Origin of the sequence: Nocardioides pocheonensis (assembly GCF_003725535.1) — a bacterium.
Lineage (GTDB): Bacteria > Actinomycetota > Actinomycetes > Propionibacteriales > Nocardioidaceae > Marmoricola > Marmoricola pocheonensis.
Genome location: NZ_RJSF01000040.1, coordinates 672475 through 688241, shown reverse-complemented (window position 1 = coordinate 688241; position 15767 = coordinate 672475). Strand labels below are relative to the sequence as shown.

General features: G+C 70.2%; 14 protein-coding genes. 4 read left to right on the top strand and 10 right to left on the bottom strand.

The features are described 5' to 3' along the window. Positions 1–18: 18 nt before the first annotated feature. Complete coding sequence (locus tag EFL26_RS14115; RefSeq protein WP_123223476.1) at positions 19–714, top strand: DUF4191 domain-containing protein; 696 nt, start codon at positions 19–21, stop codon at positions 712–714. Between the two features lie 8 nt (positions 715–722). Here the strand turns inward: EFL26_RS14115 and EFL26_RS24915 are convergent, their stop codons facing one another. The 4 genes from EFL26_RS24915 to EFL26_RS14095 form a co-directional block, all read right to left on the bottom strand. Continuing rightward, positions 723–3599 (bottom strand): helix-turn-helix transcriptional regulator, encoded by a 2877-nt coding sequence (locus tag EFL26_RS24915; protein ID WP_123223475.1) that lies wholly within the window; start codon positions 3597–3599, stop codon positions 723–725. A gap of 121 nt (positions 3600–3720) precedes the next feature. Continuing rightward, a complete protein-coding gene (locus EFL26_RS14105) occupies positions 3721–3939 on the bottom strand; it encodes a hypothetical protein (RefSeq protein ID WP_123223474.1) in 219 nt (72 codons plus the stop codon). A gap of 182 nt (positions 3940–4121) precedes the next feature. Beyond that, complete coding sequence (locus tag EFL26_RS14100; RefSeq protein WP_123223473.1) at positions 4122–4943, bottom strand: SCO4651 family lipoprotein; 822 nt, start codon at positions 4941–4943, stop codon at positions 4122–4124. Between the two features lie 71 nt (positions 4944–5014). Further along, positions 5015–5386 carry an RDD family protein gene (locus EFL26_RS14095; RefSeq protein ID WP_123223472.1) on the bottom strand — a complete coding sequence of 124 codons (372 nt, stop codon included), beginning with the start codon at positions 5384–5386 and terminating at the stop codon, positions 5015–5017. 173 nt (positions 5387–5559) lie between these two features. Here EFL26_RS14095 and glnA point away from each other — a divergent pair, with 173 nt between their 5' ends. Further along, positions 5560–6978: a type I glutamate--ammonia ligase gene (glnA, locus tag EFL26_RS14090; RefSeq protein ID WP_123223471.1), complete on the top strand. Its 1419-nt coding sequence runs from the start codon at positions 5560–5562 to the stop codon at positions 6976–6978. Between the two features lie 297 nt (positions 6979–7275). On the opposite strand, the gene EFL26_RS14085 is transcribed toward glnA, so the two are convergent. After that, positions 7276–7623: a DUF6204 family protein gene (locus EFL26_RS14085; RefSeq protein WP_123223470.1), complete on the bottom strand. Its 348-nt coding sequence runs from the start codon at positions 7621–7623 to the stop codon at positions 7276–7278. A gap of 211 nt (positions 7624–7834) precedes the next feature. Next, entirely contained in the window at positions 7835–8344 is a 510-nt protein-coding gene (locus tag EFL26_RS14080; protein ID WP_148046720.1) for a PadR family transcriptional regulator, read from the bottom strand. A gap of 139 nt (positions 8345–8483) precedes the next feature. Between EFL26_RS14080 and EFL26_RS14075 the strand changes: the two genes are divergently transcribed. Both EFL26_RS14075 and EFL26_RS14070 read left to right on the top strand, forming a co-directional pair. Then, positions 8484–9392 (top strand): alpha/beta fold hydrolase, encoded by a 909-nt coding sequence (locus tag EFL26_RS14075; RefSeq protein ID WP_123223468.1) that lies wholly within the window; start codon positions 8484–8486, stop codon positions 9390–9392. 438 nt (positions 9393–9830) lie between these two features. Continuing rightward, positions 9831–12032: an MMPL family transporter gene (locus EFL26_RS14070; RefSeq protein ID WP_183408189.1), complete on the top strand. Its 2202-nt coding sequence runs from the start codon at positions 9831–9833 to the stop codon at positions 12030–12032. Here the strand turns inward: EFL26_RS14070 and EFL26_RS14065 are convergent. The 4 genes from EFL26_RS14065 to EFL26_RS14050 form a co-directional block, all read right to left on the bottom strand. Then, positions 12022–13011: an NAD(P)-dependent alcohol dehydrogenase gene (locus EFL26_RS14065; RefSeq protein WP_246000188.1), complete on the bottom strand. Its 990-nt coding sequence runs from the start codon at positions 13009–13011 to the stop codon at positions 12022–12024. The two genes, EFL26_RS14070 and EFL26_RS14065, sit on opposite strands and share 11 nt — an antisense overlap. A gap of 64 nt (positions 13012–13075) precedes the next feature. Further along, the gene (locus EFL26_RS14060) at positions 13076–13765 is read right to left on the bottom strand and encodes an aspartate/glutamate racemase family protein (protein WP_123223465.1); all 690 of its coding nucleotides are present in this window, start codon (positions 13763–13765) and stop codon (positions 13076–13078) included. 245 nt (positions 13766–14010) lie between these two features. After that, positions 14011–14193, bottom strand: coding sequence for a hypothetical protein (locus EFL26_RS14055; RefSeq protein WP_148046719.1), 183 nt, complete (start codon positions 14191–14193; stop codon positions 14011–14013). 125 nt (positions 14194–14318) lie between these two features. Continuing rightward, entirely contained in the window at positions 14319–15755 is a 1437-nt protein-coding gene (locus EFL26_RS14050; RefSeq protein WP_123223463.1) for an MFS transporter, read from the bottom strand. Between the last annotated feature and the right edge of the window lie 12 nt (positions 15756–15767).

The window sequence follows — 15767 nt, the reverse complement described above, 5'->3', positions numbered from 1 at the left end:
CCAGACAAGGCAGTACCCATGGCGAAGAAGGACCCCTCGAAGCCCGGACGGATCAGCCAGATCCTCCAGAGCTACCAGATGACCAAGAAGGCCGACCCGCGGATCGGCCTGATCCTGCTCGGCACGCTCGTGCTGGTCGGCGCGGCCGGGTTCGCGCTGGTCTACCTCCTGCTCGGTGGCTCGCTGGTCTTCCCGATCGTCTTCGGCGTGCTGCTCGGCACGCTCGCAGTGATGATCGTCTTCGGCCGGCGCGCCCAGGCGGCTGCGCTGGCCCAGATCGAAGGCAAGCCCGGCGCCGCCGCAGCCGCGCTCGGGCTGCTGCGCCGCGGCTGGCAGACCGACCCGGCGATCGGCTTCACCAAGCAGCAGGACGTCGTGCACCGGCTGGTCGGGCCTCCGGGCATCGTGCTGATCGGCGAGGGCAACCCCAACCGGCTCAAGGCGCTGATGGCCTCCGAGCGCCGCAAGCACGAGCGCGTGGTCGCCGAGACCACGATCACCGAGCTGGTCGTCGGCGACGGTCCCGACGAGGTGCCCCTGCGCAAGCTCGTACGCCGGGTCAGCAGGCTGCCCCGCACGCTGAAGCCGGCCCAGATGACCGACGTGCTCGCGCGGCTCAAGGCCCTGGACGCGAACCGCTCGAACATCCCGCTGCCCAAGGGCCCGATGCCCACCTCGATGAAGGGCGCCCGGCAGAACATGCGGGGCCGCTAGGCCCAGACCTACACGCCCAGGTCTCGCGCGAGCGCGGCGGCCTCACCGCGGTTGGTGACGCCGAGCTTGGCCAGGATGTTGGAGACGTGCACGCTGGCGGTCTTCTCGGAGATGAACAGCGCCTCGCCGATCTCGCGGTTCGTGCGCCCCTGGGCGAGCAGCCCGAGCACCTCGGTCTCCCGTGCGGTGAGGCCCGCCAGCCCGCGCTGCACCGGGGCGCCGGGCACCTTGACGCGGTGCCGGCGGGCCACCGTGTCCAGGTCGTCCAGCAGCGTCGCCGCGCCCAGGTCTGACGCGCACCGGTGGGCGGCGGCCAGCTCGGCCGCGAGGTCACCGGAACCCGCGTGACCCAGCGCGTCGACGAGCCGGACCCGGCAGTAGGCGGCCTGCTCGGCGTAGCCCCGCTCGTCCATCGCGTCGCGCGCGAGCCGCCAGAGCTCGGGGTCGTGCCGGCCGGCGACGCGGGCGACCTCGGCGTCCACGAGGGCGAGCCAGCCGTCGAGGTTGGCGGCCAGCACGTCGTTGGCCCCGACCCGCTCCTCGGCGAGGAGCGACCGGATGCGGGCCAGCGCCTCGCGGGCGTCCTCGGAGCCGGCCTCGGCGGCCGCGGCCGCCACCCGCGCGACCAGCACGAGGCCCGGGTAGGTGTTCGCGTCCCCGATGAACGGCTCGAGGATGTCCAGCGCGTCGCCGACCTCCGGTCGACCGACACCGAGGGAGATGAGCATCCGCAGACCGACCTGCGGGCCGATCGCCTGCGGGTCGCGGATCATCGGGGCGAGCTGGCGGGCCAGGGCGAGGTGCTCCTCGGCCTCGGCGTACCGGCCCTCGATCACGTCGATCCAGGCGCTGCTGGTGTGGAAGTACTGGCCGTTGATGCCGTTGGTCCAGCCGGTGCGCACCTGGAGCAGCACCGACTCGGCGCCGCGGAGCCGCCCGGCGCGCAGGTGGACGTCGACGAGCTCCATGCGCAGCCAGTCGGTCATGCCGCCGCGCACGCGGTGGCGCTCGGCGTAGTCCAGGCCCTCGCGGGCGGTGCGCTCCGCCAGGGGCACGTCGTTGCCGGGCGTCCGGAGCGTCGAGGTCATGTTGATGTAGCCGCGCACGGCGTCGCCGCCGGCGCCGGCGGCGTCCGCGATCGCGACCGCGTCGCGCAGCAGCTCCAGGCCCTCCTCGAGGTGGCCGAGCGCACCCAGGGAGGTGCCGAGGGAGTTCTGCGCCCGGCTGAGCTCCACCTGGGCGCCCAGCTCGCGGGCGATCTCGACGCCGCGGCGTCCGGGCTCGACCGACTCCTCGAACCTGCCGAGGAGCATCAGCAGGCGGCTGCGCCAGGCCAGCGCCTCGGCGGCCTCGCGCGTGCGGTCGTCGCCGAGCATCTCCGTCGCCTTGTCGGAGGCGGCGACGGCGTCGTCGCCCCGGCCGTTCATCCAGTAGCTCTCGCTCAGCTCGGACCAGAGGCCGCCGACCACCACGCGGTCCGCCACCGGGTCGAGCGTGCCGATCGCCCGCTTGAGGTGGCCGACGCCGGCGGACGGGTCGCCGCCGTGGCGCGAGCAGTGGGACGCCGCGCGCAGCAGCTCCCACACCGCCGGCGCCTCCTGGGCGGCCTCCGGTGAGATCCGGTCACGCAGCTCGGCGGCGCCCTCCAGGTGGGTCTGGGCCTCGCTGAACGCGAACAGCGCGTGCGCCCGCCGCCCCGCGCGGACCAGGGAGCGGAACGCCAGGTCGAGGTCGTGCGCCGCGAGCGCGTGGTGGGCCAGCTCGCTGTCGACGGAGTCGGCTCCCCCGGCCCCGAGCGCCGGCTCCTCGAGCAGCGCGTCGGCGAAGGCCCGGTGCAGCCGGCTGCGCTCGCCGGGGAGCAGCTGCTCGTGCACGGCCTCCTGGAGGAGGGCGTGGCGGAAGCGGAAGCCGTCACCGTCGGGGACGAGCGCCTGGCCGTCGATGGCGGCGCGGAGGCCGGCGTCCAGCTCGTCGAGCCCGAGCGTGGCCACGACCTCGAGCAGTCGGTGGTCGACGCGTCGTCCCGCGGCAGCGGCGATGCGCAGCACCTCCTTGGCGGCGTCGGGGAGGCCGTCGATGCGGGCGGAGAGAATGTCGCGGAGGGTCAGCGGAACGCGCTCGTCGTCGCAGGCGGCGAAGAGCTCCTCGGCGAAGAACGGGTTGCCCTCCGACCGGTCGGCGACCTGGCTCACGATCTCGGGCGGCACCGGGCGGCCGTGGATCGCGGTCAGCAGCTCGGCCACCTCCTGGTCGGTGAGCGGCTGGAGCTCGACCCGCTCGACGTGCGCGAGCCGGCCCAGCTCGGCGAGCACGGGGCGCAGCGGGTGGGAGCGGCGCATCTCGTCGGAGCGGTACGTCGCGACCAGCAGCACACGCGAGCCGACGAGGTTGCGGGCCAGCCAGGTCACGAGGTCGAGCGTCGAGCGGTCGGCCCAGTGCAGGTCCTCGATCGCGACGACGACCGGGCCGTCCTGGGAGAGCCGCTCGAGCACCGCCCGGAACGACTCGAACATGCTGAGCTGGCCGGACCACTGCGGGTCGGACGCGCCCTGGGGCCGGCCGGGGAGGAAGCCGGCCAGCTCGGGGCCGGCCAGGTCGGCCGCACGGTCGTCGCCGAGGTCGCGGGCGAGCTGGCGGAGGATGCCGGCGACCGGGGCGAGCGGCATGACTGCCTCACCGAGCTCGAGGCAGCCGCCCTGGAGCCGGACGGCGCCGTCCGCGCGGTCGAGGAACTCGCCGACCAGCCGGGTCTTGCCGACCCCGGCCTCGCCGCCGACGACCACGAGGCGGCCGTCGCCCTGCCGGGCCAGGTCGAAGCCTGCGGCCAGGGCACGCAGCGGCTCCTCACGACCGACCATCACGCCGGCGGACACGCGCTGGGACATGTCGCCGAGTATGTCAGCGGCCACCCCCGGCGACGGGCTGGTCGCGGGGGTGGCCGCTGGGGTGGTTGCGGGACTGGTGGCCGGGCTGGTCGCCGGTGCGGGCACGGTGGGCGGCACGCGCTCAGCGGGCCGCGGCGTACCCGAACTGGGTCGGCCAGAGCTCGCTGCCGTTGCTCGCGCCGCGGTTGGCGAGCCGCTCGTTGCGCTGGGCGGTGCGCTCGGCGCGCCGGGCCTCGCGCTGTCCGCGCCGCAGCTCGCGGCGCACCCGGCCGGCCTCGGCCGCGGTGATGAGCTCGGCGACGTGCTGGCGGGCGATCGTCTGGGTGATGTAGCTGGTCATGGGGTGCTCCTCGAGCCGATCCGGGTGTTCTGCTGACACCCTTGAATCTGTCTCTAAGGCCACCCCCCGCACATGGGGACGACGCCTCGTTCCGGCGGCTCAGGAGACCTCAGATCGACCTGAGTCGCCCTCAGGAACGCCTAAGGCCGGGCTCCGGACCCTTAGGAACGCTCAGATCAGGCTTAGGAGAGGACCTGGGAGGCCGGCGGAGCGGCAATGTCGACCGGTTTGCCCCAGTTGGTGACCACCATGTCGATGTGCTGCTTCGCGACCGTCATGTCGATCCGTCGCATCAGGTGGTCGTGGTCGACGTACAGGTCGTAGGTCACGGTCTCGGGCAGGTCGGCGCTCGCGCTCGAGCCGAGCGTCTGGGCGATCGAGGAGGAGTCGACGGTGACGTGGTACTGGTCGACCTTGTCGCCGTCGACCGTCGAGCTGCCGGCGTACACGACCTTCTGGACCGCGCCCCTCATCGCGCTGATCGAGGACTCGGGCCCGAAGCTGGACATGCCGGACAGGAGGCTGCCCATGGCGGGGTCGCTGGAGTCGATCTTGCGGAACTTCCCGCCGGCCGCCTGCTGGAGGTAGAGCACCTTGTCGACCATGATCACCACCGCCTTGGTCGGGCCCATGTCCATGGACATCTTCATGTCGGTGTGGTCGCCGGCGTAGCGCACGTCGGCCTCGGCACCGACCGAGGAGCCGAACTTCATGGTCATGTGCGCGGTCTTCTTGTCGCGCATCGCGGCCAGCATGGTCGGGACCAGGTTGTCCTTGGTCAGCCGCTCCCCCGGCGCCGCCGCGCCGACGGTCGCGTCGGCCGAGGAGGGGTCGGGGGTCGCCGAGGCGCTCGGGGACGTGCTCGCCGACGCGCTGGAGGAGGCGCTCGCGTGCTTGGTCCCGGCGTCGTCCTTCTTGTCCCCCGAGCCGCACCCGGCGAGCGCCGCGAGGAGCAGGGCTCCGCTCGCGGCCAGGGCCAGGGAACGGGAGCGGTGGGTGAGCATGGGACCTCCGTGGGGAGCCGGATCGGTGATGTGTGGCAAGCGTAGAAGACGGTGCCACGGCGTACGCCGGGTCAGCGCACCTCGTAGGCGCCGGACGCGGTCCACAGGTCGTGCAGCCCCCGGCCGTCCTCGCGGAAGACCAGGGGCGGGATCACCAGGCAGACCAGCAGCTGGCGCTGGAGGGCGCGCAGCAGGCTGAGCGGGCGGCCGTCGACGCGGTGGACCCGGATCCGTAGGAGCATCTGGCCGAACGAGGCGCCGCTCAGCGCCACCCCGACGGCCGACTCGACGAGGAAGGTGAGCGTGGTCAGCGTGGCGAAGGCCGGGTGCTGGACGTCGCGCAGGATGAAGAACGCGAACCCGTAGCAGGCCAGCCAGTCGACGAACAGGGCCGCGATGCGGCGCGACCACGAGGCGGGCACGAGAGCGGGCGGGTTCGACATCGTGGGGCGACCTTATCGACGTCCGCAGAGTGGGCCGTGTTACATGCCCGAAACAAACCGGATACGGTCGATTAATCGGCTCGACGTACGTTGCCTCCGGTGCGATGCATCGTCGCGTCGTACATCCTCACCACCCTTGATCCAGGTCGCCCTGACGCGACCAAGGAGGACGAATGTTCCAGAACAGCGACGAGCTTCTGAAGTACATCAAGGACGAGGGCGTCGAGATGGTCGACGTCCGTTTCTGCGATCTCCCCGGTGTGATGCAGCACTTCACCGTGCCGGTCTCGTCCTTCGACCAGTCGGTCTTCGACGACGGTCTGGCCTTCGACGGCTCCTCGATCCGCGGCTTCCAGGCCATCCACGAGTCCGACATGTCGCTGTTCCCGGACCCGACCACCGCCTACATCGACCCCTTCCGCACCGCGAAGACGCTGGTCGTGAACTTCTTCATCCACGACCCGATCACCGGTGAGGCCTACTCGCGGGACCCGCGCAACATCGCCCGCAAGGCGATGGCCTACCTCGCGAGCACCGGCATCGGTGACACGGCGTACTTCGCCCCCGAGGCGGAGTTCTACGTGTTCGACTCGGTGCGCTTCGAGACCAAGGTCAACGAGGGCTTCTACCACATCGACTCCGAGGCCGGCGCCTGGAACACCGGCTCGAGCGAGAACAACCGCGGCTACAAGGTCCGCTACAAGGGTGGGTACTTCCCGGTCGCGCCGTACGACCACTTCGGTGAGCTGCGCGACGAGATGGTCCTCGAGATGGAGAAGGCCGGGCTGCACGTCGAGCGCGCCCACCACGAGGTCGGCACCGCCGGCCAGGCCGAGATCAACTACCGATTCGCCGAGCTGCTGCAGGCCGCCGACGACGTCATGAAGTTCAAGTACCTGGTCAAGAACGTCGCCTGGCGCAACGGCAAGACCGCGACCTTCATGCCGAAGCCGATCTTCGGCGACAACGGCTCGGGCATGCACTGCCACCAGTCGATCTGGAACAACGGCGAGCCGCTGTTCTACGACGAGACCGGGTACGCCGGCCTCTCCGACACCGCGCGCTACTACATCGGCGGCATCCTCAAGCACGCGCCGTCGCTGCTGGCGTTCACCAACCCGACGGTGAACTCCTACCACCGCCTGGTGCCGGGCTTCGAGGCCCCGATCAGCCTGGTCTACAGCCAGCGCAACCGGTCGGCCTGCGTGCGCATCCCGATCACCGGTGCGAACCCGAAGGCCAAGCGCATCGAGTTCCGCTGCCCCGACCCGTCGGCCAACCCGTACCTGGCGTTCTCCGCGCTGCTGCTGGCCGGCATCGACGGCATCAAGAACAAGATCGAGCCGGCCGCCCCGGTCGACAAGGACATCTACGAGCTGCCGCCGGCCGAGATGGCCGAGATCGCCCAGGTGCCCACCTCGCTGGGCTCGGTGCTCGACAACCTCGAGCGCGACCACGACTTCCTGACGGTCGGCAACGTCTTCACGCCCGACCTGATCGAGACCTGGATCGACTACAAGCGCACCAACGAGATCCTGCCCGTGCAGCTGCGCCCGCACCCGCACGAGTTCGAGCTCTACTACGACATCTGAGCCGAAGGGGCGCCACCACCCCTGACCTGCGAAGACGCAGAACCCCCGTCGAGCGTTCCCCCCGGGACGCCCGGGCGGGGGTTCTCGCGTTCCGGTCATCCATGCCAGAGGCGCGCTGACGGGGCCGTGTGTGCGAGTGCGGCCGTTGCAGGACCCGGGACCGGCCCCGGTCATGAGTACTGACCTGCAGGTCCCGATCTGGGACATCGACCACGTCGCGGCGGCTTTCTTCCCTCGAGGGCGACACCGCGGCCATGGGTCACCTGCGCGGCTTCTGCGCGGAAACGCAGCTCCTGCTCATGGCCTGGGGGCCCGGCGCCTGACCTTGACGTCATCCATGCAGACGACCGTCACAGTCAACGGCTTGTGGGTGATGCCCCGAGACTCGAGGTACTGGGCGGCCATCAGCTCGCCTTCCACGCTGGCAGCCTCGTCGGCTTCCGCGGCCGAGTCCTCCGCGACCTCGAGGAGGTACCGCAGGGTGAAACGTGTCAGCGTGGGCGCGTAGGTGAACGTTCCCTCGGGCGTGAAGGCCGCAAGGAACAGGTCATGCGCGCCCTGCTCCTCTCGAAGCTGCCCTCTGACGGCCGGCGTCAGGCGGGCGAACTGACCAGTCGCCTGCACCCGGTAGGTCCTCGTCGTCATGGTGCGGTCCTCCTCCTGTGGGCCGCCCGCGCGGGCGGGATGGATTCACGTTATGCCGGCCGGCTTCGCATCGAGGTCGACGGTGCGGGCGCCGTCCCGGGAGCAGGAGCGGGTCCCACATGCCTGCGCCCAGTGGTGCGAGCTCGAGGGGGTGTGATGGGACCCAGGTGCGTTGCTCCTGGGCCGCCTCGGAGGGATCGGGCGCGCCAGGCTAGGTGGCGGACGCCTTGATCTGCTCGCGCAGCCAGTCCCGAAGCACGGTGTTCATCCGAATGCCGAGCTCGACCTGCGGAGCGAACGCTTCCGGTTCGGGCGCGTTCTGCATCCCGGCTTGGACTTCTCCGAGGGCGGCCAGCTCTAGTTCGACGTGCGCGAGGTCGCGCTCGTAGGTCGCCTGCCTGTCGTCCGGGTCCAGCAGGGGGGTGAGGAAGAGGCGGAGGCCACTCTCGCTGCGCTGGGACCGGTCAGGCTCAACCTCCACCAGCCAGCGTCGCAGCTCGGCGCGTCCAGCGGCCGTGACCGCGTAGGTCTTGCTGCGGCGCGCTCCAAGCCCGACCACCTCGACCAGCGCCGCAGCCTCGAGCTTGGCGAGCTCGGGATAGATCTGACTGTGTCGGGCGTGCCACGAGGACCGAAGAGATCGGTCGAACGTCTGGGTCAGCTCGTAGCCGGTGGAGGGACGGCGGGCGAGCAGGCCGAGCACCGCATAGCGCAAAGACATGCGCACACTCTATCTGAGACATGTACGTCTTGACATGTCATTTTCGACATATATTCTAGTGTCATGTGGTTGTGCCGCACTGCCCCATCGCGGCGCCGGTTCAGCACCGACCCTGACCACGCGACGAGAGGGACATGTCATGGCGCCTCAAGGAGACGTTCACCAGAACGCCACGCACAGCGGGACCATCAGGATCGAGCACGAGACGTTCGGAGATCCGTCCCACCCCGCCGTCCTGCTGGTGATGGGCTTCGGCACGCAACTGATCGGCTGGGACGCCGACTTCTGCCGCATGCTCGCGGCCCGCGGCCGCTACGTGATCCGCTACGACAACCGCGACTGCGGCCTGTCCACGAAGCTGGACGAGCACCCGGTCCACCTCGGCGACTTCATCACCGCCGTGACGTCCGGCGAGTTCGACCAGGCCCTCGCGATGGCGCCGTACTCGCTGCTAGACATGGCTCGTGACGGCGTAGACCTCCTGACGAAGCTCGGCATCGCGCGGGCTCACGTGGTCGGATCCTCGATGGGCGGGATGATCGCCCAGAAGATGGCGATCGAGTTCCCCGACCGGGTGCTGTCATTGACGTCGATGATGTCGTCGACCGGTGAGCAGGAGTATGGGCAATCCACGCCCGAGGCGCAGCAGGTGCTGTTCTCACCACGACCGGCAGACCGGGACGGATACATGGCCGCAGCAGAACGCGAGCTGGTGTGGGCCTCGCGTCGTTACGGTGACGCGGCACAGCTGCGCGCGCTGGCGGCGGCCAGCCACGACCGCGCGTACTACCCGGCCGGCGTACCCCGGCAACTGGCTGCGATGATCCTCGACGGCTCCCGCGCTGACGCACTCAAGGCCCTCAACGTCCCGACCCTGGTCATCCACGGCCTCGATGACACCCTCATCGACCCCAGCGGCGGACGGCGCACCGCCGAGCTGGTGCCCGGCGCCCGGCTGCTCCTCGTCGAGGACATGGGGCACGACCGACCGGCGGCGTTGTGGCCCCACTTGATCGACGCGATCGCCGAGCACACCGACATCCGCTGACCGCGCGACACGAGGCGTTCAACCATTCACCACCACCCTCGAGAAGCCCACGACAACGACCCTCGATGTGCAGAGGCAGCTTGGTCGTTCTGACGGCCGGCACCGGCAGTGCCTCCGACTGGTCGACGAAGAAGATGGGAGTCTTCGCTGATTGGCGGCGACGACTGCCGCGGGTCCAGTCCGTACGCCAGAGCCTCTCGTGACGCCTGCTCGCCGCCCGAGCACGTCGCAGGACAGCCGGATTGACTAGACGATTTCCCGGGAATGGGAACGTTGCTGGTAATCCTCAGGACGTGCGAGCACAGTCGGTGGTGCCAGCGGCCCCGACCCTGCCGCTTCCCGGGAAGTCCTCGCTTGGTCGAGGCAGCGCCTCGCGTTGAGCAGCTCGCCCCCCGCGAGCCGAATGCACGCCTGCGCCTCTGTCAGGGAGTTGCTCTCATGTTGGTTCGCCTTTCCGACCTCTGCTACCGCCACCGCCGCTGGGTCCTGGGTCTCTGGGTCGTCGCCCTGCTCGGATCTGTCGCCCTCGCCGGGGCCTTCGGCGGTGCAGCGAAGCAGGACTACCTGCAACATGGATCTGAGTCGAAAGCTGCGGCGGACGCGCTGGGAGGCAGCTTTCCCGTGAGGTCGGGCGACACGCTCCAGGTGGTCGTCCACTCCGACGGTGGCATCTCCGCTCCCGGCGTACGAGCACGTGCCGAGAAGGTCTACGCCGATCTCGCCGGCGCGGACCACGTGGTCGGCGTCCTCAGCCCCTACACACCGCAAGGGGCCGGACAGGTCTCGGCCGACGGTACGACGGCCTACGCCCAGGTGGCTCTCGACAGGACACACTCGGAATTCACCGTCCAGGAAGCCAAGGACCTGGTCCTCCCGGTGCTGGCCGCCGGCGACAGGTCGCTGCAGATCGAGGTCGGCGGCGACGTCGCCAAGCTGTCGCAGAGCGCACCGCTGGGAACCGAGGGAATCGGCTTGCTCGCAGCAGCGATCATCCTTCTGCTCGTCTTCGGCTCGGCGGTGGCCATGGGACTTCCTTTGATCACCGCACTCTTCGGTCTCGGGAGTGCGCTCATGCTGGGCCAGCTCCTGATGCGCGTCGTCGACGTGCCCGACTGGGCACCCCCGACCGCCGCGATGGTCGGCCTGGGCGTGGGCATCGACTACGCGCTGCTGATCGTCACCCGCTTCCGCGGCGGTCTGGCCGAGGGCCTGGAGCCGCGAATCGCATCGCTCAACGCGATCGCCACTGCCGGTCGCTCCGTCGTCGTCGCGGGGTCGGTCGTGATCATCTCGATACTCGGGATCATGCTGGTCGGCCAGCGAGCCCTCAACGGATTCGCGTTCACGGTGTCCTTGGCCGTCCTGATCACGATGGCTGCCGCCCTCACGCTGCTGCCGGCGATGCTCGGCTTCGCGGGCCGCAACATCGAGCGGCTGCACGTCCCGCGCATGGGCAAGCGCGCGACGGAGTACGGCAGTTCCCGCTGGTACCGCTGGAGCCGCTTCATCCAACGCCGTGCTCTGGTCGCCGCCGGCGGAAGCCTCGTCGTCCTGCTCGCCCTGGCGGCGCCGTTCCTCGGTATCCGATTCGGCTTCCCGGATGCTCAGAACGACCCGGCCGGCTACACGACGCATCGCGCCTTCGGCTTGCTGGCCGCGGGCTTCGGACCAGGGTTCTCTGCGCCCTTGCTCGTCACCGTGCAGGGTGGTTCCGGTGATGACCTCGTCGGTGCCGCGAGTGTGTTGAGGGACCGCCTGGCAGAGGTGGAGGGCGTCACGCAGGTCTCGCCCGTGTCGTTCAACGAGCGGGGCGACACCGGCGTCATCGACCTGGTCGCCTCCACGGCGCCCCAGGCCCAGGTCACCGAGAACCTGGTGGACACCCTCAGGGACACCGCTGTCCCCCGAGCCATCGCGGGCACGAACCTCAGGGTGCACGTGGGCGGAGCAACCGCGGTCAACCTCGACATCACTCGGGGTGTCGCCGATCGGATGCCGCTCTTCCTCGCCGGCATACTCCTCGCAGCGTTCCTGCTCCTGATGCTGGTCTTCCGGTCCGTCGTGGTCCCGCTGAAGGCAGTGATCATGAACCTCCTCGCCAGCGCGGCCGCCTTCGGCATCCTCACCCTTGCGGTCAGCGGCGGACGCATCGGTGACCTCGTCGGCATCCCGGAGCGCACCCCGGTCCCGATCCTCATTCCGATCGGCATCTTCGCGATCCTCTTCGGCCTGTCCATGGACTACGAGGTCTTCCTGATCTCGCGGATCAAGGAGGAGTACGACAAGACGGGAGACAACGCAGTAGCGGTGGCCGATGGGCTCGCGAAGTCGGCCCGGGTGATCACTGCCGGGGCAGCGGTCATGGTCACCGTCTTCCTCTCCTTCGTCCTCGGCCAGGACGTGTTCGGGAAGATGTTCGGCATCGGCCTGGCCGCTGCCGTTCTGGTGGACGCCACCATCGTCAGGATGGTGCTCGTGCCGGCCACCATGGAGCTCCTCGGTGACCGCAACTGGTGGCTACCAGGCTGGCTCGACGGTCTCCTCCCCCAGGTCCGGGCAGAGGGGCACGACCTCAGCACCGACGAGCTGGACTCCCTGTATCACGTGGATCTGGAACCGGTGCCGGTGGCTACACCGTGATGGCGACCTTGCCCTGGATCTCACCTCGCTCGAGTCGCCGTACGGCTTCAGCGGCGTCCTCGAGCGGATAGGTGTCATCCAGCCTCGGCGTGACCTTCCCGGCCTCGATCAGCTCGGTGAGCCGGTCATAGTCCTCCGCCGACTCCCGCGTCGGGAGCAGGACGAGGCGCTGGCGCAGGAACGGTGAGACGAGGACGCCACGCACCTGCCTGCCCATGCCCAGCAGGCTCCCGGCGTTCTCACCTCCGACGAACACGGCCGTGCCCCGGGGCGTGAGGGCCCGGCGGAGGCGGGTCAGGGACGGGTTGCCGGCGATGTCGAGGATGAGGTCGTACCGGCGTGAGCCGTCGGCGAAGTCCTGCTGGGTGTAGTCGATGACGTGGTCCGCCCCGAGGGACCGGACGAAGTCGCGCTTGGACGTGCTGGACGCTCCGGTCACCTCGGCACCGATCGCCTTCGCTATCTGCACCGCATAGCTCCCGACGCCGCCGGACGCCCCGAGCACCAGGACGGACTGGAGGGCCTCGAGGTGGCCGACGTGCTCGACCGCTCGCAACGCGGTGCCCGCGGAGACGGGCACGACGGCGGCTTCGGCGAAGGAGAGGTTCGCCGGCTTGTGCGCGAGCTTGCGCTCCTTGCCCACCGCGAACTCAGCGAAGGAGCCCGGAGCGACGCCGTAGACCTCGTCGCCGACCGCGAAGCGCGTGACGGACGAGCCGACCGCAGCGACGGTCCCCGCCACGTCACGCCCGGGCACCGGCTGCTTGGGCCGACGCAGTCCGACCGCCAGCCGCATCGCATAGGGCTTCCCGGTCAGGAGGTGCTCGGTACCGCGGTCGAGGCCCGCCGCGTGCACCTTCACGAGGACCTCGTCGGATGCGATCGAGGGCACGGGGATCTTCGCGAGATCCAGCACGTCCGCGTCGCCGTACCGGCTCTGGGTGATGGCGCGCATCGTGTTCGAGCTTGGAGCATTCATGGTGGTTTCCGTTCTGTCGAAGTGGAGTGGTGGTGTGTCGCTGTGGTGGCAGGCGCGTGCGGAGTCAGGAGAGCGCGAAGTCGACGGCTGCGGCTGCGTGGAGGCGGGTCGTCGGGAAGCACGGCACCGGGGAGTCGGCGGGGCCGACGAGGAGCTCGATCTCGGTGCAGCCGAGGATGACGCCCTGGGCGCCGCGATCGACGAGGTTCGCGATGACCGTCCGGTACGCCGTTCGGGATTCGTCCCGGAGGACACCGCGCACGAGCTCGCCGTAGATCACGTCGTTGACCAGCCGGCGTTCTTCGGCGTCAGGGGCCATCACCTCGATGCCGTGCGCCGCCATGCGTTCTGCGTAGAAGGGCTCCTCCATGGTGAACCTGGTGCCCAGCAACGCGACCGTGGTCAGGCCCGCGGCGCTGATGGCCTCCGCGGTGACGTCGACGACGTGCACGAGCGGCACCGAGATCGCCGCCGTGATCGCGTCGGCAACCTTGTGCATCGTGTTGGTGCACAGCACGATGCACTCGGCCCCGGCCCCTTCGAGCGCGGAGGCTTCTCGAGCGAGCAGCGTGCCGGCCTCGTCCCACGCGGCGCGGCCTTGCATCTCCTCGATCACCGCGAAGTCGACCGAGCTCATCACCAGGGGCGCGGAGTGGAAGCCGCCCGCGCGGTCACGGACGCCCTCGTTGATGAGCCGGTAGTAGAGAGCCGAGCTCTCCCAGCTCATCCCTCCGAGCAGGCCGATCGTCTTCATGGCGGTCACGCTACGACGGGGCGAGCTCAGCGGGACCCGTGCCGGCCGGCGGTCCTGGTGCACGTGCGCGCCTGACGAGCCTGTCGGGCCGAGCTGCGCAGATCAGCCTGGCGCTGGTCGGCGACGGCGTAGGTGAGGTAGTTCATCGGATGCTCCTTGGGGTTTGGGTCTGGTGACTCGAGAGTCCTGCGGATGGAAGCTGGGTCTCGCCGGCGACATCACCGGGTTGTGCCCGTTGTGTCCCCTCAGAACCAGCCGCCGGTGGAACGACCGGTCGAGGAGGGCTCGGCGTACTTCTGGGCGAGCGCGAAGCCGTCGAAGGTCGACGGGTGGCCGCTGAAGTTCCCGGCGTAGTAGCCCTGGTGCGGGTTCCGCGGGCTGCTCGTGTAGGTGCCGCGCTCTTCTTCGATGAATCGGGTTGCAGCCATCGGGATCACTCCTGAAGTCGTGGGGTTGATGAGTTCCACGCTCCTCGGAAGTCGCCGGCGTCGAACCGGCGGAATCACCGGGTTGTTCACCGGGTGTCGCCGGGGAACGCTGGGTTCCGCTGCGCTCACGGCCGGCTCCGGCTGATCGTGGTGCCGAGCACGGCGGTCACGAGCGCGACCGCTGCGGCAGCCGTGAACGCGGCGGTGAACCCGCCGGCGGCGAGCACCTCGGCGCCGTGCCCCCCGGTGGCCAGGCCGATCGCGGTGAAGCCGGCGGTGCCGAGCGCCGCGCCGATCTGGGTGGCCGAGCCGGCGAGGCCGGAGGCAAGGCCCGAGTGCGTCTCGGGGACCGCGCCGGCGATGACCATCGTCGTCGGGGTGAAGCTGAGCGCGACGCCGACCGCGACGAGGAACAGCGCGGGGAGCACCGCGACGGCGTACCCGCCGCCGAAGGGTGCGTACGCGAGCCACAGGTGACCGCCGGCGAGGATCACCAGGCCCAGGACGAGGGCGCGACGCGGTCCCAGAGCGCGCAGGACCCTCGGCAGCAGGACGAGGGAGACGGCGAATCCGGTGAGCGAGGTGGGCACCATCGCCATCCCGGCCTGCTGCGGAGCCATGTGCAGGGCCTGCTGGAGGTAGAGCGCGACCAGGACGAACGTGGACGCACGCGCGGCTCCGCCGAAGAGGGCGAGACCGACGCCCGTGCTCAGGATCCGTGACCGGAACATCTCCAGCGGCACCAGCGGGTCGGCGGCGCGGCGCTCGGCAGCGAGGAAGAGCACGAACAGCGCCACCGCCGCGCCCAGGCTCACGAGCACCGCCGGCGAGGTCAGGTGACCCTCGCCGACACCCAGCGCACCGTGGACGAGCGCGACGACCGCACCAGTGATCGCCAGCGCCCCACGTCCGTCCAGCCGGCGCCGTGCACCGCGCACGCCCTCGTCGAGCACGTGGCGGGCGAGGACCAGGGCCGCGACCGAGATCGGGACGGTGACGAAGAAGACCGAGGACCAGCCCAGGTAGCCGGACAGCAGCCCGCCGGCCAGCACGCCGGTTGCTCCCCCGACTGCGGAGGCCGCACCCCAGACGCTCATCGCGCGAGCACGGGCTTCACCGGGGAACGTCAGCAGCAGCAGGGACATGGCGGCCGGGCTGAGGGCGGCGGCGCCGGCGCCCTGGACGATCCGGCCCGCGACGAGGAACCCGGCGGTCGGGGCACACCCGGCGACGAGAGTGCCGAGGGTGAAGAGCGCCGAGCCACCGACGAACATGCGACGGCGGCCGACCACGTCGGCCAGGCGTCCGAACACCAGCAGCAGGCCTCCGAACGTGAGGATGTAGGCGTTGACCACCCACGTCGCGTCGGTCGGGCTGAGCGCGAGGTCGGCCTGGATCGACGGCAGCGCCACGTTGACGATCGAGGTGTCCAGCATCACCACGAGCTGCGCGGAGGCGAGCAGCCCGAGGGCCAGCCGGCGTCGGCGGCGCTCACGCGTGGTCGTGCCCGCGTTCTCGTGGGGGGCGACCGGCGTGTGCGCCGCGGCGGTCATCGTGGTCATGTCGGGTCTCCT

Coding starts and splice junctions, on each gene's coding strand:
- EFL26_RS24915 (WP_123223475.1), bottom strand. CDS start 3,599: ATGTCCCAGCGCGTGTCCGCCGGCGTGATGGTCGGTCGTGAGGAGCCG.
- EFL26_RS14060 (WP_123223465.1), bottom strand. CDS start 13,765: ATGAAGACGATCGGCCTGCTCGGAGGGATGAGCTGGGAGAGCTCGGCT.
- EFL26_RS14055 (WP_148046719.1), bottom strand. CDS start 14,193: ATGGCTGCAACCCGATTCATCGAAGAAGAGCGCGGCACCTACACGAGC.
- EFL26_RS14075 (WP_123223468.1), top strand. CDS start 8,484: ATGGCGCCTCAAGGAGACGTTCACCAGAACGCCACGCACAGCGGGACC.
- EFL26_RS14105 (WP_123223474.1), bottom strand. CDS start 3,939: ATGACCAGCTACATCACCCAGACGATCGCCCGCCAGCACGTCGCCGAG.
- EFL26_RS14100 (WP_123223473.1), bottom strand. CDS start 4,943: ATGCTCACCCACCGCTCCCGTTCCCTGGCCCTGGCCGCGAGCGGAGCC.
- EFL26_RS14065 (WP_246000188.1), bottom strand. CDS start 13,011: ATGAATGCTCCAAGCTCGAACACGATGCGCGCCATCACCCAGAGCCGG.
- EFL26_RS14050 (WP_123223463.1), bottom strand. CDS start 15,755: ATGACCACGATGACCGCCGCGGCGCACACGCCGGTCGCCCCCCACGAG.
- EFL26_RS14080 (WP_148046720.1), bottom strand. CDS start 8,344: ATGTCTTTGCGCTATGCGGTGCTCGGCCTGCTCGCCCGCCGTCCCTCC.
- glnA (WP_123223471.1), top strand. CDS start 5,560: ATGTTCCAGAACAGCGACGAGCTTCTGAAGTACATCAAGGACGAGGGC.
- EFL26_RS14115 (WP_123223476.1), top strand. CDS start 19: ATGGCGAAGAAGGACCCCTCGAAGCCCGGACGGATCAGCCAGATCCTC.
- EFL26_RS14070 (WP_183408189.1), top strand. CDS start 9,831: ATGTTGGTTCGCCTTTCCGACCTCTGCTACCGCCACCGCCGCTGGGTC.
- EFL26_RS14095 (WP_123223472.1), bottom strand. CDS start 5,386: ATGTCGAACCCGCCCGCTCTCGTGCCCGCCTCGTGGTCGCGCCGCATC.
- EFL26_RS14085 (WP_123223470.1), bottom strand. CDS start 7,623: ATGACGACGAGGACCTACCGGGTGCAGGCGACTGGTCAGTTCGCCCGC.